Annotated in this window: 21 protein-coding genes; 12 read left to right on the top strand and 9 right to left on the bottom strand. The window is 69.7% G+C overall.

The genetic code is table 11. The features are described 5' to 3' along the window. Positions 1–11: 11 nt before the first annotated feature. Positions 12–851 carry a serine hydrolase domain-containing protein gene (locus SRB17_RS03750; protein WP_153534518.1) on the bottom strand — a complete coding sequence of 280 codons (840 nt, stop codon included), beginning with the start codon at positions 849–851 and terminating at the stop codon, positions 12–14. Positions 852–870: 19 nt separating this feature from the next. After that, positions 871–1,347 carry a GNAT family N-acetyltransferase gene (locus SRB17_RS03755; RefSeq protein ID WP_153534519.1) on the bottom strand — a complete coding sequence of 159 codons (477 nt, stop codon included), beginning with the start codon at positions 1,345–1,347 and terminating at the stop codon, positions 871–873. Between the two features lie 97 nt (positions 1,348–1,444). Between SRB17_RS03755 and SRB17_RS03760 the strand changes: the two genes are divergently transcribed. Both SRB17_RS03760 and SRB17_RS03765 read left to right on the top strand, forming a co-directional pair. Continuing rightward, a complete protein-coding gene (locus SRB17_RS03760) occupies positions 1,445–1,909 on the top strand; it encodes a MerR family transcriptional regulator (RefSeq protein ID WP_194293890.1) in 465 nt (154 codons plus the stop codon). Continuing rightward, on the top strand, positions 1,906–2,922 hold the full coding sequence (locus SRB17_RS03765) for an aldo/keto reductase (protein WP_153534523.1): 1,017 nt from the start codon (positions 1,906–1,908) through the stop codon (positions 2,920–2,922). Before SRB17_RS03760 ends, SRB17_RS03765 begins: the two co-directional genes overlap by 4 nt. A gap of 1 nt (position 2,923) precedes the next feature. Here the strand turns inward: SRB17_RS03765 and SRB17_RS03770 are convergent, their stop codons facing one another. The 3 genes from SRB17_RS03770 to SRB17_RS03780 form a co-directional block, all read right to left on the bottom strand. Beyond that, positions 2,924–3,769: a DUF4429 domain-containing protein gene (locus SRB17_RS03770; RefSeq protein ID WP_153534525.1), complete on the bottom strand. Its 846-nt coding sequence runs from the start codon at positions 3,767–3,769 to the stop codon at positions 2,924–2,926. 66 nt (positions 3,770–3,835) lie between these two features. Beyond that, on the bottom strand, positions 3,836–5,053 hold the full coding sequence (locus SRB17_RS03775) for an alpha/beta hydrolase (RefSeq protein WP_323374926.1): 1,218 nt from the start codon (positions 5,051–5,053) through the stop codon (positions 3,836–3,838). An 83-nt stretch (positions 5,054–5,136) separates the two neighbouring features. Next, positions 5,137–5,772 (bottom strand): TetR family transcriptional regulator, encoded by a 636-nt coding sequence (locus tag SRB17_RS03780; protein WP_153534527.1) that lies wholly within the window; start codon positions 5,770–5,772, stop codon positions 5,137–5,139. 66 nt (positions 5,773–5,838) lie between these two features. Between SRB17_RS03780 and SRB17_RS03785 the strand changes: the two genes are divergently transcribed. Continuing rightward, on the top strand, positions 5,839–7,458 hold the full coding sequence (locus SRB17_RS03785; RefSeq protein ID WP_153534529.1) for an MFS transporter: 1,620 nt from the start codon (positions 5,839–5,841) through the stop codon (positions 7,456–7,458). Positions 7,459–7,934: 476 nt separating this feature from the next. Here the strand turns inward: SRB17_RS03785 and aceE are convergent, their stop codons facing one another. Next, positions 7,935–10,682, bottom strand: a complete 2,748-nt coding sequence (aceE, locus tag SRB17_RS03790) for a pyruvate dehydrogenase (acetyl-transferring), homodimeric type (protein WP_323374927.1) — start codon at positions 10,680–10,682, stop codon at positions 7,935–7,937. Between the two features lie 414 nt (positions 10,683–11,096). Here aceE and SRB17_RS03795 point away from each other — a divergent pair, with 414 nt between their 5' ends. The 6 genes from SRB17_RS03795 to SRB17_RS03820 all read left to right on the top strand — a co-directional run bounded on the left by SRB17_RS03795 (position 11,097) and on the right by SRB17_RS03820 (position 15,739). Next, positions 11,097–11,537, top strand: a complete 441-nt coding sequence (locus SRB17_RS03795) for a DUF3052 domain-containing protein (RefSeq protein ID WP_323374928.1) — start codon at positions 11,097–11,099, stop codon at positions 11,535–11,537. Positions 11,538–11,673: 136 nt separating this feature from the next. Then, positions 11,674–12,132 carry a peroxiredoxin gene (locus SRB17_RS03800; protein WP_153534533.1) on the top strand — a complete coding sequence of 153 codons (459 nt, stop codon included), beginning with the start codon at positions 11,674–11,676 and terminating at the stop codon, positions 12,130–12,132. Between the two features lie 148 nt (positions 12,133–12,280). Next, entirely contained in the window at positions 12,281–12,856 is a 576-nt protein-coding gene (locus SRB17_RS03805) for a calcium homeostasis/redox stress adaptation protein (RefSeq protein ID WP_228620121.1), read from the top strand. Between the two features lie 107 nt (positions 12,857–12,963). Continuing rightward, on the top strand, positions 12,964–13,542 hold the full coding sequence (locus SRB17_RS03810) for a TerD family protein (RefSeq protein WP_153534537.1): 579 nt from the start codon (positions 12,964–12,966) through the stop codon (positions 13,540–13,542). A 180-nt stretch (positions 13,543–13,722) separates the two neighbouring features. Then, the gene (locus SRB17_RS03815) at positions 13,723–14,862 is read left to right on the top strand and encodes a DUF475 domain-containing protein (RefSeq protein WP_323374929.1); all 1,140 of its coding nucleotides are present in this window, start codon (positions 13,723–13,725) and stop codon (positions 14,860–14,862) included. 142 nt (positions 14,863–15,004) lie between these two features. Continuing rightward, on the top strand, positions 15,005–15,739 hold the full coding sequence (locus tag SRB17_RS03820) for a TerD family protein (RefSeq protein WP_153534539.1): 735 nt from the start codon (positions 15,005–15,007) through the stop codon (positions 15,737–15,739). A gap of 13 nt (positions 15,740–15,752) precedes the next feature. Here the strand turns inward: SRB17_RS03820 and SRB17_RS03825 are convergent, their stop codons facing one another. Continuing rightward, positions 15,753–16,502, bottom strand: coding sequence for a TerD family protein (locus SRB17_RS03825; RefSeq protein WP_153534541.1), 750 nt, complete (start codon positions 16,500–16,502; stop codon positions 15,753–15,755). 187 nt (positions 16,503–16,689) lie between these two features. Between SRB17_RS03825 and SRB17_RS03830 the strand changes: the two genes are divergently transcribed. The 3 genes from SRB17_RS03830 to SRB17_RS03840 are packed head-to-tail and all read left to right on the top strand — an operon-like array spanning position 16,690 to position 21,249. After that, on the top strand, positions 16,690–17,856 hold the full coding sequence (locus SRB17_RS03830; RefSeq protein ID WP_153534543.1) for an HpcH/HpaI aldolase/citrate lyase family protein: 1,167 nt from the start codon (positions 16,690–16,692) through the stop codon (positions 17,854–17,856). A 34-nt stretch (positions 17,857–17,890) separates the two neighbouring features. Continuing rightward, on the top strand, positions 17,891–20,386 hold the full coding sequence (locus SRB17_RS03835) for a phosphoribosyltransferase (protein ID WP_153534545.1): 2,496 nt from the start codon (positions 17,891–17,893) through the stop codon (positions 20,384–20,386). Beyond that, positions 20,386–21,249: an HAD family hydrolase gene (locus SRB17_RS03840; RefSeq protein WP_153534547.1), complete on the top strand. Its 864-nt coding sequence runs from the start codon at positions 20,386–20,388 to the stop codon at positions 21,247–21,249. Before SRB17_RS03835 ends, SRB17_RS03840 begins: the two co-directional genes overlap by 1 nt. Before the next feature lie 52 nt (positions 21,250–21,301). Here the strand turns inward: SRB17_RS03840 and SRB17_RS03845 are convergent, their stop codons facing one another. Together SRB17_RS03845 and SRB17_RS03850 are read right to left on the bottom strand one after the other, a co-directional pair. Then, a complete protein-coding gene (locus tag SRB17_RS03845) occupies positions 21,302–21,505 on the bottom strand; it encodes an FmdB family zinc ribbon protein (protein WP_153534549.1) in 204 nt (67 codons plus the stop codon). Between the two features lie 9 nt (positions 21,506–21,514). Next, positions 21,515–22,048 carry a DUF4383 domain-containing protein gene (locus SRB17_RS03850; protein ID WP_153534551.1) on the bottom strand — a complete coding sequence of 178 codons (534 nt, stop codon included), beginning with the start codon at positions 22,046–22,048 and terminating at the stop codon, positions 21,515–21,517. Positions 22,049–22,147: the final 99 nt, after the last annotated feature.

Below are 22,147 nucleotides of genomic sequence, written 5' to 3' on the forward strand. Positions count from 1 at the left end.
CCCGGCGAGCCTCAGCCCCGCAGCTCCGCCAGCACCGCGTCCGTGAACACCGGCCACGCCTCGATCGCCCACGGCCCGAACGCCCGGTCCGTCAGCGCGGCGCACGCCACACCCGCATCCGGGTCGATCCAGACAAACGTACCGGACTGCCCGAAGTGCCCGAAGGTGCGCGGTGACGAGGAACTCCCCGTCCAGTGCGGCGACTTGGAGTCGCGGATCTCGAAGCCCAGCCCCCAGTCGTTCGGGCTCTGGTGGCCGTATCCCGGAAGCACACCCTTCGTCCCGGGGTACTGCACGCTCATCGCCTCCGCGACCGTCCGCGGATCCAGCAGCCGCGGCGCCTGCACCTCCGCCGCGAACCGCAGCAGGTCGGCCACCGTGGACACGCCGTCCTTCGCCGGCGAGCCCTCCAGCGACGTCGACGTCATGCCCAGCGGCTGAAGCACCGCCTGCCGCAGGTACTCCGGGAAGGGGATGTCCGTGGCCTTCGCGATGTGGTCGCCGAGCTGCTCGAACCCGGCGTTGGAGTAGAGACGGCGCTCACCGGGGGGCGCCGTCACCCTGTGCTCGTCGAAGGCGAGCCCGGAGGTGTGCGCGAGCAGGTGGCGGACGGTCGAGCCGGGTGGCCCGGCCGGCTCGTCCAGCTCGATCGCGCCCTCCTCGTACGCGACCAGCGCCGCATACGCCGCGAGCGGCTTGGTGACCGAGGCGAGCGGAAAGCGGTGCCCGACGGGTCCGTGCGTCCCGAGGACGGTCCCGTCGGCTCGTACGACACCCGCCGCCGCGGTGGGGACGGGCCACTTCTCGATCGACGCCAAGCTCGTCAGGCTGTTCAGGCTGTTCCACGACATGCTGCCGAGCCTATGCGGCTCACAGCAGCAGCCGCATCGACGGGTCCGGGTCACGCGTGAAGCCGAGCGAGGCGTACAGCGGCTCGGCCTCCGCGGAGGCGTTCAGCAGCACATGACCCGCGCCCCGCTCCCGGAACCAGGCCAGCAGTTCCTCCATGCACGCGCGCGCGTACCCGCGCCGCCGGGCGTCCGGGTCGGTCGCGACGCTGAAGACGTGCCCGACCCGCCCGTGCGGATTGCCGGCCTTCCCGATGCGGTACTCCAGCGTTCCGACCGCCAGCGCGGCCAGCGCCCGCGGCCGGTCCGGATGGTCCACGACGAAGGCGACGAAGTCACCGTCCGGCTCGGCCAGCCGCTCCCGCAGCGTCGGCAGCGATTCGGCATGCCAGTCCGTCGGCCCGCCGCCTCCCGCGCTCCACAGGGAGTCGATCATCACCTGGCGCAGACGCAGCACTTCCATGGCATCCTCGGGCAGGGCCCGGCGTACAAGACTCATGTGCCGCACGCTAGCCAGACGCCCCCGTCCGCGTCCCGGGTATTTCTTACCGGATTCGCTTGCTTGGAGTGCACTCCAACCTCATAGCGTGGGGGCCATGACGGTGATGCAGACCACGCCGACGGACACCGCAGGCACGGCCCCCGCAGACATCTGCTCCGCCCCGCCCAGACGCCATCCACGCCCCGACGGCCAGGACCGCTACACGATCAGCGAGGTCGTCGCGTTCACCGGCCTGACCGCGCACACCCTGCGCTGGTACGAGCGGATCGGCCTGATGCCGCACGTCGACCGCTCGCACACCGGTCAGCGGCGCTACAGCAACCGCGACCTGGACTGGCTGGACTTCGTGACCAAGCTGCGGCTGACCGGCATGCCGGTGGCGGACATGGTCCGGTACGCGGAACTGGTCCGCGAGGGCGAGAGCACCTACGGGGAACGCCGGGAACTGCTGGAGTCGACCCGCCAGGACGTCCTGAACAGGATCGCCGAGCTGCGGGACACGCTCGCCGTGCTCGACCGCAAGATCAGCTTCTACGCGATGGAGGGAGCCACGCGATGACCGACGCGAGGATTCCGACGGTACGGCTCGGCGAGGGCGGACCGGAGGTGGGCGTACAGGGCCTCGGCTGCATGGGCATGAGCTTCGCGTACGGCCCCACCGACGCCGGCCAGGCGCGCGCCGCGCTGGAGCGGGCCCTGGAGCTCGGCGTGACCCTGTACGACACGGCGGACGCCTACGGCGCGGGCGAGAACGAGCGATTCCTCTCCCCCTTCTTCAGCGCGCACCGGGACGAGGTGGTCATCGCCACCAAGTTCGCCCTGTCGATCCCGAAGGACGACCCGACCAGGCGGATCATCCGCAACGACGCGCCCTACATCCGCGAGGCCGTCGAGGCCAGCCTGAAGCGGCTCGGCGTCGAGGTGATCGACCTCTACTACATGCACCGCCGCGATCCGGAGGTCCCCGTCGAGGAGACCGTCGGCACGATGGCGGAGCTGGTCCGCGCGGGCAAGGTCAAGCACCTCGGGCTGAGCGAGGTCACCGCCGACGAACTGCGCGCCGCGCACGCCGTGCACCCGATCGCGGCCGTGCAGTCGGAGTGGTCGCTGTTCAGCCGGGACATCGAGGCGAAGGTGGTACCGGCCGCGCGGGAGCTGGGCGTCGCGCTGGTGCCGTACTCGCCGCTCGGGCGCGGCTTCCTCACCGGCTCCTTCACCCATGCCGAACAGGAGCTCACGGCCGACGACTTCCGCCGTCAGCAGCCCCGCTTCACCGGTGACAACGCGGCCGCCAACGCGGCCCTCCTGGAGCCGATCCGCGCGATCGCCGAGGCCCGCGACGCCACCCTCGGCCAGATCGCCCTGGCCTGGGTGCAGCAGCGGGCGACGGTCGACGCCCTCCCGGTCGTCCCGATCCCGGGCACCCGCAAGCCGAACAGGGTGGAGGAGAACGCGGCGGCGACGGCGATCGTCCTGACGGACGAGGAACTGTCCCGACTGGAGCCGATCGCAGGCAAGGTGGCGGGCGACCGGTACGCCGACATGACGTTCACTTCCGCGGGCCGCGAATAGCTCAGAGCTCCGCCAGCAACTCCGCCTTCTTGGAGGAGAACTCCTCATCGGTGACCAACCCGGCCTGATGCAACTCCCCGAGATGCCGGATCCGTTCGGCGATGTCCGCGGGGTCGCGGCGTGACGGGGCCGGTGCCACAGGCACCGGCCCCCGCGTGCGTACGGCGGCGAGGACTGCCGCGGCGAACGGCAGTGACTCGTGTACCGGCCCGTACCCGAGACCGAAAACCACCGCCGCCGGGTCCTGATCGGGTTGCACGGCAGCCGATTCGACCGAGCGTCCGACCAACCGCAGATGCCCCTCGAACACCTCCGGCGACCGCCACTCCACCCCGCTCAGCTCCGTGACCGGAAAGCTCTGGTCGCCGGCCTTCCACTTCGCCGACGACGCGCCCGTCCACGACCAGCGGAACTGCACGGCCGTACCGTCGAAGCTCGCTTTCCCGTCGTACGCCTTGAACGACAGCGGAGCCTCGGGCGCCGCCACCAGATACCGGTCGGTGGACCCGGACTCGGTCAACAGCCCCTTCAGCTCGTCGGCGTAGTACTCGGCGAGCGTCTCCCGCTCGGCCGGCAGCACCAGCCGGTACGGATCGGAGCCCTCCTTCAGCTGCCCGGCCGCCGCCTCCATCAGCGGATCCGCGCCGGCGCGCGGCAGCAGCCGCAGCACGACGGTGCCGCGCTTGCCCGGGGAGAGCGTCACGCCCTCGACCGCGGACAGCGGGATCCGCCGTTCCCCGAGCGCCTGGAAGAGCTTCGGTGTTCGAATCCCCCGTTCGTAACGGATGAGCACGGAGTCGGACTCGAACTCCCAGACGGCATGAAAACCCGCCAGTACGTCACCCATGCGGCTCATCGTATGCGGCACGTGCCCCTCCGTCGCCACCCGCGCAGACCGCACTTCCTGCTGTTTCTACGCGCGTCCGGCCGTACTGGTGCCGGGCACACCGGCCCGGCACAGGTCGTTCTCGCGTGCGCACGTCACCGCGTCGTACGCCCCGACGCCCACGGCGGCGAGGTTGCGCAGGCTGTCCGTGCCCGGCTGGAAATAGCCGGCGTGGCCCTGCGCGTCCCGGGCGGACAGCACCCGCGCACCGAACGCCGAGGACACCGGATCGGCCCCGTGCCCGAGCCCGCCGAGCTCCAGATACGGCACGTCCTGGATCCAGTCGCTGGCGTCCCGCATGGCCCACACCCGGGCGGTGGTGCCCAGGTGGGAGGCGTCGGAGACCCGCATGCCGGGGCTCGCGGCCACCGCTATGTCGGTCACCCGGCGCGGCATGTCGTGCGCGGCCACCCCGCAGACCACGGTGCCGTAGCTGTGGCAGACCATCGCCACCGGGGCACGGCCGGGCAGGCCGCCCAGCAGCGCGTTCAGCCGTACGGCGCCGTCCTCGGCGCGCAGCCCGGTGGCCGCGTCCACGCCGAGTCCGTCGGGGGCGGTGTAGTCGGCCCAGGCGATCACGGCCGTACGGGTCGCGGGGCTCTGTGCGCGCTCCGCCGCGTACAGCGCCTTGGCCATGCCGACCGGGGCGGTGTACTGGCGGTTGGTCTTCTGGAAGGTGAGCAGATCGGTGTCGACGCCGGGAACGACGACCGAGATCCGCTGCGCCTTTTCCAGGTTTCCGAACACCTCCGCGACACGGCCCGAGCCCTCGGGGTCGAAGGCCAGGATCTGCCGGCCGGGGCTCACGAGATCCTCGTAGCGGTGCATACGACGGCCCGCGTCCTGCTGTCCGACCGTGCTGAGCCGGCCGTCGTGCATGCGTTTCTTCTCGACCTTGCGTTGCTGCTCCAGCGCGATGTGGTTGGCGCGGTAGCGCAAGGCGACGGGGGCGCCGTTCATGTTGCCGACCGCGAGCGGGTAGCGGTGGACGAGACGGCCCTGGTCCTCGGGGGAGAGGGAAGCGAAGAAACGGCTGAGCACGGTCGGTGCGGCCTGGGGGTCCGGCAGATGCAGGCCGTGGATGCTGCCGTGCTCCCACTTGGCGAGCGAGGCCTGCAGCGCGGTCGACTCCCGGTGGCTGTGCAGTGCGGTCCAGCCGGTGGTCGCGAGCATCACGAACACCACGGCCAGCGCCAGCAGTGCGCGCCAGACGTTCAGTTGCGGGGAGGTGTCGAAGGAAGTCACTGGGAGGACACACTAGGAGAACGGGAGGGTCTCGGGGTAACCGAGTGACAGGTATCACGTTTCGTGAAGGGTCGAACGCCTTGTCAACGATCTCTGTCGGAGCGCCAGTTCCCGGTGAGCGCCGAACCCACCTGATCGAGGTAGGACGCGGTGAGTTGACGGATCGCCACCAGACTGAAGTCGCCGCCCGTGCACCACTGCCGTTCGGTGACCCTTATCACGCCGCCGAACACGGCCACGGCCAGCCGCGGTCGCGGGTCGGCGTCCACGTCCACGCCCTCGCGCTCGGCCAGCAGGCGCGCGATCGTCTCCTCCGTGGCCGCCGAGCGGCGCAGATGGGCGGCGAGCAGCGCGGGCGTCGACTCGATCGTCCGGTACATGCGCAGATACAGCTCGACCGGGACGGCCGACTCGACGGTCTCCCGGATCTCGTCCCAGCCCTCCAGGACCGCCTGGCGCAACGCCTCCAGCGGCGCCTCGTGTGCCGGACGCGCGCGTACGGCCTCGACGAAGCGGGCCTCCGTCATCTCCTGGACCGCGAGAGCCGCGTCCTCCTTGCCGGCGAAGTAACGGAAGAAGGTGCGCTGCGAGACGTCGACGGCCTCGGCGATCTCGTCGACGGTCGTGTGCTCGTACCCCTGGGTCGTGAACAGCTCCAGAGCGGCCCGCAGCAGCGCTTCCCGGGTGCGCTGTTTCTTGCGTTCGCGCAGTGTTTCCATATGTGTCAGTTACTGACGGATGAAATTATTTGTCAAATGTCAGAGACTGTCACTAGCCTCGACGGTATGACTAGTCAGACCACCATCGACGCGACGGGGCCGGGGGACGCGGCACCGGAAGCCCCGCTCGAGTCGCCTCCGGCCGCGGGGCTGCGCGGCCACCCCTGGCTCACCCTGATCACCGTCGCCGTGGGCGTCATGATGGTGGCCCTGGACGGCACCATCGTGGCGATCGCCAACCCGGCGATCCAGAAGGACCTGGGGGCCACCTTCGCCCAGGTGCAGTGGATCACCAACGGATACTTCCTCGCCCTCGCGGTCTCCCTGATCACCGCGGGCAAGCTCGGTGACCGCTTCGGCCACCGGCAGACCTTCCTCATCGGCGTGACCGGCTTCGCCGCCGCCTCCGGCGCCATCGGCCTGTCCCACAGCATCGCCGCGGTCGTCACCTTCCGTGTCTTCCAGGGCCTGTTCGGCGCGCTGCTGATGCCGGCCGCGCTCGGCCTGCTGCGGGCCACCTTCCCGGCCGAGAAGCTCAACATGGCCATCGGCATCTGGGGCATGGTGATCGGCGCGTCCACCGCGGGCGGCCCGATCCTCGGCGGCGTCCTCGTCGAGCACGTCAACTGGCAGTCGGTGTTCTTCATCAACGTCCCGGTCGGAGCGCTCGCCCTGGTGCTGGGCGTGCTGATCCTGCGCGACCACCGCGCCGAGAACGCGCCGCGCTCCTTCGACATCCTCGGCATCGCCCTGCTCTCCGGCGCGATGTTCTGCCTGGTCTGGGCGCTGATCAAGGCCCCGACCTGGGGCTGGGGCGACAGCAAGACGTGGATCTTCATCGCCGCGTCGGTGGTGCTCTTCGCCCTGTTCTCCTTCTGGGAGACGCGGGTCGCCGAGCCCCTGATCCCCCTGGGCCTCTTCCGCTCGGTCCCGCTGTCGGCGGGCGTGGTCCTGATGGTCCTCATGGCCATCGCGTTCATGGGCGGACTGTTCTTCGTGACGTTCTACCTCCAGAACGTCCACGGCATGAGCCCCATCGACGCCGGCCTGCACCTGCTGCCGCTCACCGGCATGATGATCGTCGGCTCGCCGCTCGCCGGTGCCGCGATCACCAAGCTCGGCCCGCGCATCCCGCTGGCCGGCGGCATGGCCGCGACCGCGATCGCCATGTACGGCATGTCGACGCTCGAGGCCGACACCGGCAGCGGCGTGATGTCGGTCTGGTTCGCGCTTCTCGGCCTCGGCCTCGCGCCGGTCATGGTCGGCGCGACAGAGGTCATCGTCGGCAACGCCCCGATGGAGCTCTCCGGTGTGGCGGGCGGCCTCCAGCAGGCGGCCATGCAGATCGGTGGCAGCCTCGGTACGGCCGTGCTGGGCGCCGTGATGGCCTCCAAGGTCGACAGCGACCTGCCGGGCAACTGGACCGGTGCCGGGCTGCAGCAGCTGACCCCGGGTCAGCTGGACAAGGCCTCGGAGGCGGTCCAGGTCGGCGTCGCCCCGGTGCCGAAGGGGGTCCCGGACCAGATCGCCGCGAAGATCACCGAGGTCGCGCACCACACCTTCATCTCCGGCATGAGCCTCGCCTCCCTGGTCGCGGCGGGCGTGGCGGCGGTCGCCGTCCTCGTCGCGCTGCTCACCAAGCGGGGCGCGAACACGGAGGCGGGCGCGGGCGTGGGCCACATCTGAGGACCGCCGCCCGGGCCCCTGCCAGGCCTCTTCCGCTCGGAGTTCCCCTATCAGGGTGACTCCGCTAAAGATCGCTCGCACCGGGCGCGCGCCGCAGGTCACAGTGGGTCAGGTCCTCCGCAGGGCACGGGAGGACGGCCGGGCTGTGGCGCGCGCTGCGGAGGGGGCTGCGCGCGCCTTTGCCTGCGGCGCTCTGGCCGTGCGGCAACTGGGGTGGGATTCCTCGCCGTTGCCGGGTGCGGGTCCGCTGTGGCTGGTCGCGCAGTTCCCCGCGCCCCTTACGGGGCGCTCCCCGCAGTCGTCATCGGCGTGAATGACGGCCACACCGCGTCACCCAGCGTCCGGATGTTCCCGTTCGAGGCGCACCCGCGCCCGAAGGGGCGCGGGGAACTGCGCGACCAGCCCCCACACGCCCGCACCCGGCGTCGAACCTGCAGGCCCTCCCCGGTTGCCCCGGCCAAAGCGGAGCGCCGCGGCTACGCGTCGCCGCCCGCCGCCCCCGGATGCGCCGCCGACACGTCCAGCAGCTGGTAGCGGTCGATGGCCTGCTTCAGCACCGACCGGTCCACCTTGCCCTCGCGGGCCAGTTCGGTGAGCACCGCGACGACGATCGACTGGGCGTCGATGTGGAAGAAGCGCCGCGCCGCACCCCGGGTGTCGGCGAAGCCGAAGCCGTCCGCGCCCAGCGACTGGTACGTGCCCGGCACCCACCGCGCGATCTGGTCCGGAACCGATCGCATCCAGTCGGACACGGCCACGAACGGGCCCTCCGCGCCGCTGAGCTTGCGCGTCACATACGGCACCCGCTGCTCCTCCTCCGGATGCAGCAGGTTGTGCTCCTCGCAGGCCACGGCCTCGCGGCGCAGCTCGTTCCAGGAGGTGGCCGACCAGACGTCGGCGCGCACGTTCCAGTCCGCGGCCAGCATCCGCTGCGCCTCCAGCGCCCACGGAACCGCGACGCCGGACGCCATGATCTGCGCCGGGACCGAGCCGTTCGTGCCCTCGCTGAGCTTGTGGACGCCCTTGAGGATGCCCTCGACGTCCACGTTCGCCGGCTCGGCCGGGTGCTGGATGGGCTCGTTGTAGACGGTCAGGTAGTAGAAGACGTCCTCGCCGTGCGGGTGCTCGGCGTCGCCGCCGTACATGCGGCGCAGGCCGTCCTGGACGATGTGCGCGATCTCGTAGGCGTACGCCGGGTCGTAGGCCACGCACGCCGGGTTGGTCGAGGCGAGCAGCTGCGAGTGGCCGTCCGCATGCTGCAGGCCCTCACCGGTCAGGGTCGTACGGCCGGCGGTCGCGCCCAGTACGAATCCGCGCGCCAGCTGGTCGGCCATCTGCCAGAACTGGTCGCCCGTGCGCTGGAAACCGAACATCGAGTAGAAGACGTAGACCGGGATCAGCGGCTCGCCGTGCGTGGCGTAGGCCGAGCCCGCCGCGATCAGGGAGGCCGTGCAGCCCGCCTCGGAGATGCCGTCGTGCAGCATCTGGCCGGTCGGCGACTCCTTGTAGGCCAGGAGCAGCTCCCGGTCCACCGACTCGTACTGCTGGCCGAGCGGGTTGTAGATCTTCGCGCTCGGGAAGAAGGAGTCCATGCCGAACGTGCGGTACTCGTCCGGCGCGATCAGCACGAACCGCTTGCCGATCTCCTTGTCCCGCATGAGGTCCTTGAGGAGCCGGACGAAGGCCATGGTCGTGGCGATGGACTGCTGGCCCGTGCCCTTCTTCACGGTCGCGTACGCCTTGTCGTCCGGTAGCGCGAGCGGCTGGGAGCGCACGACGCGCGTCGGGACGTACCCGCCGCACTGCTTGCGCATGTCGTGCATGTACTGGATCTCGTCGGTGTTCCGCCCCGGGTGGTAGTACGGCGGCGCGCCGGACTCCAGCTCCCTGTCGGAGATCGGCAGGTGCAGCCGGTCCCGGAAGCGCTTGAGGTCGTCGACCGTCAGCTTCTTCATCTGGTGCGTGGCGTTGCGGCCCTCGAAGTTGGGGCCCAGCGTCCAGCCCTTGATCGTCTTGGCCAGGATGACCGTCGGCTGACCCTTGTGCTCCGTGGCCGCCTTGAAGGCGGCGTAGATCTTGCGGTGGTCGTGACCGCCGCGGCCCAGGTGCAGGATCTGGTCGTCGGTCATGTTCTCGACCATCGCGCGCAGCCGGTGGTCGTCGCCGAAGAAGTGCTCGCGGATGTACGCGCCGGACTCCGTGGCGTACGTCTGGAACTGGCCGTCCGGGGTCGTGTTCATCTTGTTGACGAGGATGCCGTCCCGGTCCTGCGCGAGCAGCGGGTCCCAGGTGCGGTCCCAGATCAGCTTGATCACGTTCCAGCCGGCGCCGCGGAAGATCGACTCCAGCTCCTGGATGATCTTGCCGTTGCCGCGCACCGGGCCGTCGAGCCGCTGCAGGTTGCAGTTGACGACGAAGGTCAGGTTGTCCAGGCCCTCCCGGGCCGCGATGGACAGCTGGCCGAGCGACTCCGGCTCGTCCATCTCGCCGTCACCGAGGAACGCCCACACGTGCGACCTGGAGGTGTCGGCGATGCCGCGCGCCTCCATGTAGCGGTTCATCCGCGCCTGGTAGATCGCGCCGAGCGGGCCGAGGCCCATGGAGACCGTCGGGAACTCCCAGAAGTCCGGCATCGAGCGCGGGTGCGGGTAGCTGGACAGGCCGTCGGGGTACTTCGACTTCTCCTGGCGGAAGCCGTCGAGCTGGTCCGCGGTGAGCCGGTCGAGCAGGTACGCGCGGGCGTAGATGCCCGGGGAGGCGTGGCCCTGGAAGAAGACCTGGTCGCCGCCGTCGCCCTGGTCCTTGCCGCGGAAGAAGTGGTTGAAGCCGACGTCGTACAGCGAGGCCGAGGAGGCGAAGGTCGCGATGTGGCCGCCGACGCCGATGCCGGGGCGCTGGGCGCGCGAGACCATCACGGCCGCGTTCCAGCGGGTGGCGTTGAGGATCTTGCGCTCGATCTCCTCGTTGCCCGGGAAGAACGGCTCGCTCTTGGTGGGGATCGTGTTGACGTAGTCCGTGCTGCGCATCTCGGGCACGGCCACGCGCCGCTCGCGGGCCCGCTCGATCAGCCGGAGCATGAGATAGCGGGCCCTCTCCCGGCCGCGCTCGTCCACGGCGGCGTCGAGGGAGTCGAGCCACTCCTGGGTCTCTTCGGGATCGAAGTCAGGAACCTGACTCGGAAGGCCGCCAATGATGATCGGATTGCGATCGGATCCGGAAGCCACGCTGTTCCTTACCTGTCAGAGGGCCGATTTTTTGCACCTGCCTACACCGTTCCCCATCGTGTACCTCGGGACGGCGTACGTCATCTCCTCGGCACGCATCGTGTCCGCACCGGTCAAAACGCAACGATACGCCCGGGGTGTGACGTGCTTGGCAAAGGTGTTCGAGAGGCGTACGGCTGGATGATTCCGCGAGGATTCCGAACGGTGCAAAGCGGGCACATCGGTGTGATGTGGGTCGCGCGGAATCGGGGTACGGTGCCAGGAGTTGCGACGACACGGCCGGGATCGTCACCGTTTCGGCGGTCCGGACGGCCGGGTACTTGCGCGATCGGTCCCGCCCGTGTGGACTACGGCCAATGCTTCGCGCACGCGCGTGGCTGAGATACTCATCAAGACATGATCAGGAGGCAACCCGTGAGCGCGACCGCGGACCACGCGGAGGAGCGGACGAACCCTGCCGCCAGGCTGGGGTTCCAGCCCGGGCAGGTGGTCCAGGAGATCGGCTACGACGACGACGTCGATCAGGAGCTCCGTGAGGCCATCGAGGAAACCATCGAAGGCGACCTCATGGACGAGGACTACGACGACGTGGCCGACGCCGTTGTGCTGTGGTTCCGTGACGACGACGGCGACCTGACGGATGCGCTGGTGGATGCCACCACGTACATCGAAGAGGGTGGCGCGATCCTGCTCCTGACGCCGAAGACCGGCCGTACGGGGTACGTGGAGCCGAGCGACATCTCGGAAGCCGCGACGACCGCCGGCCTGACGGCGTCCAAGAGCGTCAGCGTCGGCAAGGACTGGAGCGGCTCGCGTCTGGCGACGCCCAAGGCGGCGAAGTCCGGCAAGAAGTAAACGCCTCGTCCACGAGCACCGGACGGGCTGGTTCTCGGCCCAGCCCGTCCGTGGTGCCGCGGTGATCGCTGCGTAGGGTGGACCCGAGGGTGTGCTGTGCGCTCACCCGAACGGCCCACCGAAGGGATGCACGACGATGGCGATCCAGGTCGGCGACAAGGCGCCCGACTTCGAGCTCAAGGACAACCACGGCCGGACCGTGAAGCTGTCGGACCTCCGCGGCGAGAAGAACGTGGTCCTGCTCTTCTACCCCTTCGCCTTCACCGGCGTCTGCACCGGCGAGCTGTGCGAGCTGCGCGACAACCTGCCGAAGTTCGAAGGCCGCGACACCCAGCTGCTCGCCGTCTCCAACGACTCCATCCACACCCTGCGCGTCTTCGCCGAGCAGGAGGGCCTGGAGTACCCGCTGCTCAGCGACTTCTGGCCGCACGGCAACGTCTCGCGCGCGTACGGCGTCTTCGACGAGGACAAGGGATGCGCCGTCCGGGGCACCTTCATCATCGACAAGGAGGGCGTCGTGCGGTGGACCGTGGTCAACGGCCTGCCCGACGCGCGCGACCTGAACGACTACGTGAAGGCGCTCGACACCCTGTAGGCCGCTGTAGGCCGACCGTGGCCGACACCTGTGATTCTCCGGGTCCAGGGTCTGCGGGGGGCGGGAACCCGTCACTAGGATCGGCTCGTTGATCCCATATCCGAAGCACGACGGGGCTCCCCGCCCCTGGAGACCACATGGAGGACCCGTGGGAGTCAGCCTCAGCAAGGGCGGCAACGTATCGCTGACGAAGGAGGCCCCGGGCCTGACCGCCGTCATCGTCGGTCTGGGGTGGGACGTGCGCACCACGACCGGCTCCGACTTCGACCTCGACGCGAGCGCACTGCTGCTGAACAACACCGGCAAGGTCGCCAGCGACCAGCACTTCGTCTTCTTCAACAACCTCAAGAGCCCCGACGGCTCGGTCGAGCACACCGGTGACAACATCACCGGTGAGGGCGAGGGCGACGACGAACAGATCAAGATCAACCTGGCCGGCGTCCCGGCCGACATCGAGAAGATCGTCTTCCCGGTGTCGATCTACGACGCCGAGAACCGCCAGCAGTCCTTCGGCCAGGTCCGCAACGCCTTCATCCGCGTCGTGAACCAGGCGGGCGAGCAGGAGATCGCCCGCTACGACCTGAGCGAGGACGCCTCCACCGAGACCGCCATGGTCTTCGGCGAGCTGTACCGGCACGGCGCGGAGTGGAAGTTCCGCGCCATCGGCCAGGGCTACGCCTCGGGCCTGCGCGGCATCGCGCAGGACTTCGGCGTCAACGTCTGATCCCGGCAGGGTTACGACACCTGCACCGTCCGGCGCCGCACCGTTTACGGTCGGCGCCGGACGGTGCAGGACAACCAGGGAAGCACCACTAGGGGAGGACCACCATCATGGGCGTCACGCTCGCCAAGGGAGGCAACGTCTCCCTCTCCAAAGCCGCACCGAACCTCACCAACGTCATGATCGGGCTCGGCTGGGACGCGCGTTCCACCACCGGCGCCCCCTTCGACCTGGACGCCAGCGCGCTGCTGTGCGGCGCCGGCAACCGCGTCCTGGGCGACGAGTGGTTCGTGTTCTACAACCAGCTCAAGAGCCCGGACGGCTCGGTGGAGCACACCGGTGACAACCTCACCGGTGAGGGCGAGGGCGACGACGAGTCGATCCTGGTGGACCTGGCCAAGGTGCCGGCGCACTGCGAGAAGATCGCCTTCCCTGTCTCCATCCACATGGCGGACGAGCGCGGCCAGACCTTCGGCCAGGTCTCCAACGCCTTCATCCGGGTCGTGAACCAGGCCGACGGCCAGGAACTGGCCCGCTACGACCTCAGCGAGGACGCCTCCACCGAGACCGCCATGATCTTCGGCGAGCTGTACCGCTACCAGGGCGAATGGAAGTTCCGCGCCGTCGGGCAGGGGTATGCCTCGGGCCTGCGCGGCATCGCCCTGGACTTCGGGGTGAACGTCTCGTAGCCGAGCACGCTCCCAGGAGCCTGTGCTGTGGCTTTTCGGTGAGGGTTGCCCTGGGCGGTACCGCCGGTAGGGTGCACCTCTAGACTCGGGGTCAACGTTTAGCAAAGCCGAGTACGGCGCGGGGGAGCCTCTCCCCCAGACTTCGTCTGGGAGGGACCCCCAGACACGATTGGGTAGCCAGTGCTTCTGAAAACCTTCGGCTGGTCGTTCGCGGTCACCGCGCTCGGCCTCGTCGCCGCGGTCTTCTACGGGGGGTGGGAGGCCTTCGGTGTCGTCGCGATCCTGGCCGTCCTCGAGATCTCGCTGTCGTTCGACAACGCGGTGGTCAACGCCGGCATCCTGAAGAAGATGAACGCCTTCTGGCAGAAGATCTTCCTCACGGTCGGCGTTCTCATCGCGGTGTTCGGCATGCGGCTGGTCTTCCCCGTCGTGATCGTCGCCCTCACCGCCAAGCTCAACCCCGTCGACGCGGTCCACCTGGCCTTCGCCGACAAGGACCGCTACCAGCAGCTGGTCACCGACGCCCACCCGGCGATCGCCGCGTTCGGCGGGATGTTCCTGCTGATGATCTTCCTGGACTTCATCTTCGAGGACCGGGACATCCAGTGGCTGCGCTGGATCGAGCGGCCGCTCGCCAAGCTCGGCAAGGTCGACATGCTGGCGGTCTGCATCGCCCTGATCGTCCTGCTGATCACCTCCTTCACCTTCGCCACCCACGCCCACCAGCACGGCGGCGCCCATGTCGACAAGGCCCAGACGGTCCTGATCGCCGGCATCGCCGGCCTGATCACGTACATGATCGTCGGCGGTCTGTCCGGCTACTTCGAGGACCGGCTGGAGGAAGAGGAGGAGCGCGAGCACGAGGAGGAGGAAGAGGCCGCCCGCACCGGCAAGAAGAAGTCGGCGGTGCTGCTGGCCGGCCAGGCCGCGTTCTTCATGTTCCTCTACCTGGAGGTCCTGGACGCGTCCTTCTCCTTCGACGGCGTGATCGGCGCCTTCGCCATCACCAACGACATCGTGATGATGGCCCTCGGCCTCGGCATCGGCGCGATGTACGTCCGGTCGCTCACCGTCTACCTGGTCCGCCAGGGCACCCTCGACGACTACGTCTTCCTGGAGCACGGCGCCCACTACGCCATCGGCGCCCTGGCCGTGATCCTCATGGTCACCATCCAGTACGAGATCAACGAGGTCATCACCGGCCTGGTCGGCGTCGTCCTGATCGCCTTGTCCTTCTGGTCCTCCGTCCGGCGCAACCGCGCACTGGCCGCCGAGGGCGAGGGCACCGACGAGAAGGCCGAGGTCTCCTCAGGGGTGTGATCCGGATCCCCTACGGGACAGCTCCGGGCCGTGACGGGGTGTGACACCCCGCCCGGCGAGGAACGCTCTGGATCGGGGCGGCCGACGCGGTCGGCCGCCCCGACGGCGTTGAGGACGAGTACGTGACCACCTGGGGGCGGGAATGGGTTTCTTCGACGGGCTGCGGGGCGCCAGCGCCGCCGACTTCGACGCGGGCAACGCGACGAACGCCATCGAACTGACCAGGCGGCACCAGACGGTGTCCCTCACCAAGCAGGACGCGGCCACCGGCCACCTGCGCGTCAACCTCACCTGGCGGATGCGCACCTCCGACTTCGACGGCAACCAGCGCACGAGCCTCTTCAGGCACCCCTTCAAGGCCCTCAAGCCGCCGGAGGTCCTCGGCCACGGCCAGAGCATGGTCAACGTCGACCTCGACCTGGGCTGCCTGTACGAACTGACCGACGGCACCAAGGGCGTCGTCCAGCCGCTGGGCAACTACCTCGGCGACGTCAACGCCCCGCCGTACATCAAGCTCAGCGGCGACGACCGGTTCGGCTCGGCGTCCGGCGAGACGATGTACGTCAACCTCGACCACCGCGACGCCATCAAGCGCCTCCTGGTCTTCGTCTACATCTACGACCAGACCCCGGCCTTCGACCGCACCCACGCCATCGTCACCCTGTACCCCAGCAACGGCCCCCGCATCGAGATAGGCCTCGACGAACGCCATCCCCAGGCCCGCTCCTGCGCCGTGGTGATGATCGAGAACATCAAGGGCGAACTGGTCGTCCGCCGAGAGGTGAAGTTCGTGTACGGCTTCCAGGGGGAGCTGGACCGGTTGTACGGATGGGGGTTGCAGTGGGGGAGGGGTTACAAGACGAAGGTGGATCGCTGAGCGGTAGGACCGCTCACCGCCCGATGAACTGCGGCCCCTGCGGCGGCAACCGGAAGTTCGGATCCACCGGCCCCACAGCCACCGGCACCGGCTGGGGGTATCCGTACGCCGGCGGAGCCGACGCCGGCTGCGGATAGCCGTAGGCTGGCGGCTGCTGCGGCACGGCGGACGTCGGCTGCTCGGGCGGAAGCGGCTGAGAAGGCTGCGGCTCCTCCATGTCCGCCTCGTCCACCGAGATACCGAAGTCCGTGGCGAGCCCCTTCAGCCCGTTCGAATACCCCTCGCCCAGCGCCCGGAACTTCCAGCCCTCCCCGCGCCGGTACAGCTCACCGCAGATCAGCGCCGTCTCCGCGCCCGTCTCCGGCTTGATCTCGAACCGGGCCAGCGGCTCGGCGTCGGCCACCGCGGCGTCGTACAGCAGGATGCACAGCGCGGGCACCCGGTCGAAGGTGACGCCGTCCGCGGACGCGACCAGCAGGATCCGGCCGACGTCCGGCTCGACACCGGGCAGGTCCGTCTGGACCGTGTCGGTCAGCCCCTCGGCGACGCGCTTCTTGCCCAGCCGCCACACCTTTCCGGAGGGGTGCCGGGGCTGGTTGTAGAAGACGAAGTCCTCGTCGGAGCGCACACGGCCGTCGGGGCCCAGCAGCAGCGCCGACGCGTCCACGTCCGGGACGCCCTGCCCGGGCGCCCAGCGCAGCACGGCGCGCACCGTGTCGGCCTCCAGCGGGACGTTCGACCCCTTCAGCATCGCGTGCGTCATGCGGTCATCCTGCCTTCTCCGTCCTGGCCACGACAATGCGGGGGGTGGTTGCCCAGTGCATCGCCGACACGGGCGAGTTACCGGAAATTCATGCCCGCCGGGAACCCCTGACATGGATCCCTACGTACTATTACCGGCCACCCTTTACCGAACACTGAGACTCGGGCTCACACCCTGAGGGAGTCCTATGCGTCATTTCGGGCACATCGCCCCCGAGGTGCGGCAGCGCCTCTTCCACCGGGAGCCGTGCGCGTTCACCGCCGACTCTCCGGCCCGGCTGCTCGCCACCGCCCTCGGCGCCACCCTGTACAGCCCGGCCACCCGGCCGCGGCTCGCCGACGACATCGTCAAGCAGGCCGGGAACGGCGTGGTCTCGATGGTGCTGTGCCTGGAGGACTCGATCGACGACGCGGACGTCGTGGCGGGCGAGGAGAACCTTGTCGAGCAGTTCGCCGACCTGGCCGCTCGCCCCGGGACCGAGCCGCCGCTGCTCTTCATCCGGGTGCGCACCCCCGGACAGATCCCCGATCTCGTCCGGCGCCTCGGCCCGTCCGCGCGGCTGCTCTCCGGCTTCGTGCTGCCGAAGTTCACCGAGGAGCGCGGCATCCCCTTCCTGGAGGCCCTCACGGCCGCCGAGGCGGTCAGCGGGCGCCGGCTGTTCGCCATGCCCGTCCTGGAGTCCCCGGAGCTGCTCTACCGCGAGTCCCGCGTGGACACCCTGGAGGGCATCGCCCGCGCCGTCGACAAGTACCGCGACCGAGTGCTGGCGCTGCGCCTCGGCGTGACCGACTTCTGCTCCTCCTACGGCCTGCGCCGCGCCCCCGACATGACCGCCTACGACGTGCAGATCGTCGCCTCGGTGATCGCGGACGTCGTGAACATGCTGGGCCGGGCCGATGGCACCGGATTCACCGTGACCGGGCCCGTGTGGGAGTACTTCCGGGTCTCGGAGCGCATGTTCAAGCCGCAGCTCAGGCAGAGCCCCTTCCTGGAGGTGCAGGCCGTCGAGCTGCGCGAGAGGCTGATCGAGCACGCCATGGACGGACTGCTGCGGGAGATCTCCCTCGACCAGGCCAACGGCCTGCTCGGCAAGACCTGCATCCACCCCTCCCACGTGCTGCCCGTGCACGCGCTGTCCGTGGTCAGCCACGAGGAGTACAGCGACGCCCAGGACATCCTGCGGCCGGAACGCGGCGGCGGGGGTGTACTCCGGTCGGCCTACACGAACAAGATGAACGAAGTGAAGCCGCACCGCGCCTGGGCCGAGCGGACCCTGCTGCGCGCCGAGGTCTTCGGCGTGGCCCACGAGGACGTCGGCTTCGTGGAGCTGCTCGCCGCAGGGATACCCGGCTGAGCCGGGCCGATCTTTCAACGACGTCAAGGAACGCATGAAGAACGCTGTGAACGACGGGGTCTGGTCCGGCAGCTGGGTCGCCGAGCGGCTCGGGGTCGAACTCGTGGGGGAGGACGGCCTGCGGGCCCTGCTGGGGCTCGCCCTGCGCCGCAACCCCAAGCGGGCCCATCTGCTGGTCTCGAACGTCCTCGGCAAGCATGTGCCGCAGTCGCCGACGGTGGTGTACGGGCACGGCTACCGCCTGGGCCGCCAGGTCGCCGCGCTGCTCGGCGAGGCGGAGGCCGGTGCCGCCGTCGTCCTCGGCTATGCGGAGACCGCGACCGGGCTGGGGCACGCGGTGGCCGACGGTCTGGGTACGGCGCCGTATCTGCACTCCACGCGTCGCCCGGTGGCCGGGGTCGCCCGTGCGGGCGGCTTCGAGGAGTCGCACTCGCATGCCACGTCTCACCTCCTGCTGCCCGAGGATCCGGAGCTGCTGTCCGGCCAGGGCCCGCTGGTCTTGGTCGACGACGAGTTCTCCACCGGTAACACCGTGTTGAACACCATCCGTGACCTGCATGAGCGGTATCCGCGGGGGCGGTACGTGGTGGTTGCGCTTGTCGATATGCGCTCGGCTGAGGACGTCGAGCGGATGGAGCGGTTCGCCGACGAGATCGGGGCGCGGGTGGATCTGGTCGCCGCCGCGTCCGGGATCGTACGGTTGCCGGAGGGCGTGCTGGAGAAGGGGCAGCAACTGGTCGGTCGCTATGAGTCCGCCGGGCGCGGCTCCGGTGTGGTTGATCGCGCCCACGCGGCGGTAGCCGCACATCAGACACAGTCCCGCGCCCCTGAAGGGGTGCACCAGCCCAGGCGGATAGAACTCCACTGGCCTCACCGTCTCCCCGACGGCGCTCGGCACGGCTTCACCCCCGCCCACCGGGCCCGCCTGGAATCCGCGCTGCCCGCCATGGCCGCCCGAATTGCCGACGCCCTGCCCGCCGACGCCTACCGCGTCCTCGTCCTCGGCTTCGAAGAGCTGATGTACGCCCCCCTGCGCCTGGCCCGGGAGCTGGAGCAGGTCGTATCGGCCGAGGTGCGGTTCTCCACCACCACCCGCTCGCCCGTCCTCGCGCTGGACGACCCGGGGTATGCGATCCGTACCCGCCTGGTCTTCCCCGCCCACGACGACCCGGCCGACGGCCCCGGCGAGAGGTACGCCTACAACGTCGCGGGCGGCGGCTTCGACGCCGTGGTGGCCGTGGTCGACTCCGTCGCCGACACCCCCGCCCTGCACGCGCCCGACGGCCTGCTGGCCCGCCTCGCCGCACACACCCCGCACGTCCTGCTCGCGGTCGTCCCGTCGTACGTACCGCACGCTTCCGAAAGGCCGGCCATGCTGCCCGAGCCCCTCCGTGGCCCCGCATTCTCCAGTTACGCGCCGGAGGAGGTCGGATGGCTGCTCCAGGACCTCTCCGACGTCACGCTGGAGGCGCCGACCGAGGAACGGGAGGAGGCCATCCAGAGCGGCGGCGCGCACTACGCCGAGTCGCTGCCGGTGGAGTACCAGCCGAGCGAGCAGTACCAGGAGCTGTTCCACACGGCCCTCGACACCTCCGCCGCCCGGATCGCCCAGGCCGTCGGTGTGGTGACCGAGGCCGTCATCGCCGAGCGGTCGCCCCGTCCCGTCCTGGTCTCGCTCGCCCGCGCGGGCACCCCGGTCGGCATCCTGATGCGCCGCTGGGCCCAGTACCGGTACGGCCTCGACCTGCCGCACTACGCGGTGTCGATCGTGCGCGGCCGGGGCATCGACGCGAACGCGCTGCGCTGGCTCGCCGCCCACCACGACCCCCGCGATGTCGTCTTCGTCGACGGCTGGACCGGCAAGGGCGCCATCACCCGCGAACTCACCCAGGCCGTCGAGGAGTTCGAGGCGAAGGAGGGCGTCACCGGCTTCGACCCGGAGATCGCCGTACTCGCCGACCCGGGCTCCTGTGTACGTACCTACGGCACCCGTGAGGACTTCCTCATACCCTCCGCCTGCCTCAACTCGACCGTCTCCGGCCTGATTTCCCGTACGGTGCTGCGCGCCGACCTGGTCGGCCCGGACGACTTCCACGGCGCGAAGTTCTACCGCGAACTCGCCGGCGCCGACGTCTCCGTGGCCTTCCTCGACGCCGTCTCCGCCCGCTTCCCGGAGGTCGCCGACACCGTCGACACCGCGGTCAAGGAGCTGATGGCCGAGGACCGCGCCCCGACGTGGGCCGGCTGGCGGGCCGTCGAGCGGATCAGCGAGGAGTACGGCATCCACGACGTGAACCTCGTCAAGCCCGGCGTCGGCGAGACCACCCGGGTGCTGCTGCGCCGGGTGCCGTGGAAGATCCTGGCCCGCGCAGGGGCCGGCGCCGACCTCGACCACGTGCGCATGCTCGCCGAGCAGCGGGGTGTGCCCGTCGAGGAGGTCGGTGACCTGCCGTACACCTGCGTCGGCTTGATCCACCCCAAGTACACGCGCGGTGCCACGGGCGCCGACGGCAAGGCGGTGAGTGTCTGATGCCGGTACTGGTGGCGAGCGACCTCGACCGTACGCTGATCTACTCCTCGGCGGCCCTCGCGCTGACCATGCCGGACGCGCGGGCGCCCCGGCTGCTGTGCGTGGAGGTGCACGAGAGCAAGCCGCTCTCCTACATGACGGAGACGGCGGCCCAGCTGCTGACCGACCTCGGTGACACGGCCGTCTTCGTGCCGACGACGACCCGCACGCGCAAGCAGTACCAAAGGATCAACCTGCCCGGGCCGCCCCCGAAGTACGCGATCTGCGCCAACGGCGGCCATCTGCTCGTCGACGGTGTGACGGACGCCGACTGGCATGCCGGTGTGCTGGCCCGTCTCGCCGACGAGTGCGCGCCGCTGGCCGAGGTCCACGACCATCTGATGCGCTCGGCGGACCCGGTCTGGGTGCGCAAGCACCGCATCGCCGAGGACCTGTTCACCTACCTGGTCGTCGAGCGCGAACTGCTGCCCGAGGACTGGGTCAAGGAGCTGGCGGTGTGGGCGGAGAACCGCGGCTGGACCGTCTCGCTCCAGGGCCGCAAGATCTACGCCGTCCCGAAGCCCCTCACCAAGAGCGCGGCCGTTCACGAACTCGCCCGTCGCACCGGCGCGGAGCTGACCCTGGCCGCCGGGGACTCCCTCCTGGACGCCGACCTCCTCCTCGCCGCCGACCGCGGCTGGCGCCCGGGGCATGGCGAACTGGCGGACACGGGCTGGGCAGCGCCGGAGGTCAGCGCGCTGCCGGAGCGAGGGGTGCTGGCGGGGGAGAGAATCGTGCGGGAGTTTCTGAGGGCGGTACGGCAGCCAACCCAGGGGCGCGGGGCCGTGTCAGATATGCGGCTGCCGCCGCGTGGGCGCGACTAGCCACGACAGTGCCGCACTCGCGCGACGGCATTGCGTGGCACCCCGTAGGCGACTAACCGCAACAGCCCCCACCACAGCAGCCTCCGCCGGCTGCGGGGGCTGGGGCGCTCGTACCGCCCACCGCCACCGTCGACAGCAACTTCACCGTGTCGTCATGCCCCGCAGGGCACGTCGCGGGGGCGGCGGACTCGGCCATGGGACGGCTCAGTTCGAACGTGTCGCCGCAGGTACGGCAGCGGTACTCATAGCGAGGCATGGGCACAGATTAGCTGCCGACCTGGGGATGCTCCTGCCCGCCCGCATCGGGATGGCGGGCCCGCCAGTACGGATTGTCGTGCGGCAGGGTCGAGCCGACCCGGCCGTACATGCCGAAGGTCATCAGCAGCAGGCCCACGATGAAGCTGAAGAACACGTTCTGGATCTTGAACGCCAGGAAGTTGTTCGGGGTGTCCAGCAGGGCGAGGTTCAGGAAGCCGTTCAGCAGGAACAGCATCCCGAACACCAGGTTCAGCGTGGACGCCACGTTTCCGCCGATCACCATGCCGGCGAGCAGGATCGCCCCGACGACGATGGACAGCACGCTCAGCGTTCCGTTGGTGTTCAGCCCGGCGACCGAGTTACCGCCGGTGTCGAAGAAACCGATGTGGTTGATCAGACCCAGGATGCCGAATGCGACGAGGAACGCGCCGATCAGGCCCGCACCGATGCGGTAGACCGTGTTCAGCCGGTGGTCGACGGGCAGGTGCTTGTCGAACTCCATCCGCCGCCGCGGTTTCGTGTGCACTGCGTGTGTGGCCATGTCCGCCTCCCTCGGGCGCTAGCGGAGGCCATGCGTCCATCCAATATCCGCCTGCCCGGGCATACCCGGCAACACGCACGGCTCTGCTCGGCCCGCACC

Source organism: Streptomyces sp. RB17 (assembly GCF_009604455.1).
GTDB lineage: Bacteria > Actinomycetota > Actinomycetes > Streptomycetales > Streptomycetaceae > Streptomyces.

Coding starts and splice junctions, on each gene's coding strand:
- SRB17_RS03750 (WP_153534518.1), bottom strand. CDS start 851: ATGTCGTGGAACAGCCTGAACAGCCTGACGAGCTTGGCGTCGATCGAG.
- SRB17_RS03755 (WP_153534519.1), bottom strand. CDS start 1,347: ATGAGTCTTGTACGCCGGGCCCTGCCCGAGGATGCCATGGAAGTGCTG.
- SRB17_RS03760 (WP_194293890.1), top strand. CDS start 1,445: ATGACGGTGATGCAGACCACGCCGACGGACACCGCAGGCACGGCCCCC.
- SRB17_RS03765 (WP_153534523.1), top strand. CDS start 1,906: ATGACCGACGCGAGGATTCCGACGGTACGGCTCGGCGAGGGCGGACCG.
- SRB17_RS03770 (WP_153534525.1), bottom strand. CDS start 3,769: ATGGGTGACGTACTGGCGGGTTTTCATGCCGTCTGGGAGTTCGAGTCC.
- SRB17_RS03780 (WP_153534527.1), bottom strand. CDS start 5,772: ATGGAAACACTGCGCGAACGCAAGAAACAGCGCACCCGGGAAGCGCTG.
- SRB17_RS03785 (WP_153534529.1), top strand. CDS start 5,839: ATGACTAGTCAGACCACCATCGACGCGACGGGGCCGGGGGACGCGGCA.
- SRB17_RS03800 (WP_153534533.1), top strand. CDS start 11,674: ATGGCGATCCAGGTCGGCGACAAGGCGCCCGACTTCGAGCTCAAGGAC.
- SRB17_RS03810 (WP_153534537.1), top strand. CDS start 12,964: ATGGGCGTCACGCTCGCCAAGGGAGGCAACGTCTCCCTCTCCAAAGCC.
- SRB17_RS03820 (WP_153534539.1), top strand. CDS start 15,005: ATGGGTTTCTTCGACGGGCTGCGGGGCGCCAGCGCCGCCGACTTCGAC.
- SRB17_RS03825 (WP_153534541.1), bottom strand. CDS start 16,502: ATGACGCACGCGATGCTGAAGGGGTCGAACGTCCCGCTGGAGGCCGAC.
- SRB17_RS03830 (WP_153534543.1), top strand. CDS start 16,690: ATGCGTCATTTCGGGCACATCGCCCCCGAGGTGCGGCAGCGCCTCTTC.
- SRB17_RS03835 (WP_153534545.1), top strand. CDS start 17,891: ATGAAGAACGCTGTGAACGACGGGGTCTGGTCCGGCAGCTGGGTCGCC.
- SRB17_RS03840 (WP_153534547.1), top strand. CDS start 20,386: ATGCCGGTACTGGTGGCGAGCGACCTCGACCGTACGCTGATCTACTCC.
- SRB17_RS03845 (WP_153534549.1), bottom strand. CDS start 21,505: ATGCCTCGCTATGAGTACCGCTGCCGTACCTGCGGCGACACGTTCGAA.
- SRB17_RS03850 (WP_153534551.1), bottom strand. CDS start 22,048: ATGGCCACACACGCAGTGCACACGAAACCGCGGCGGCGGATGGAGTTC.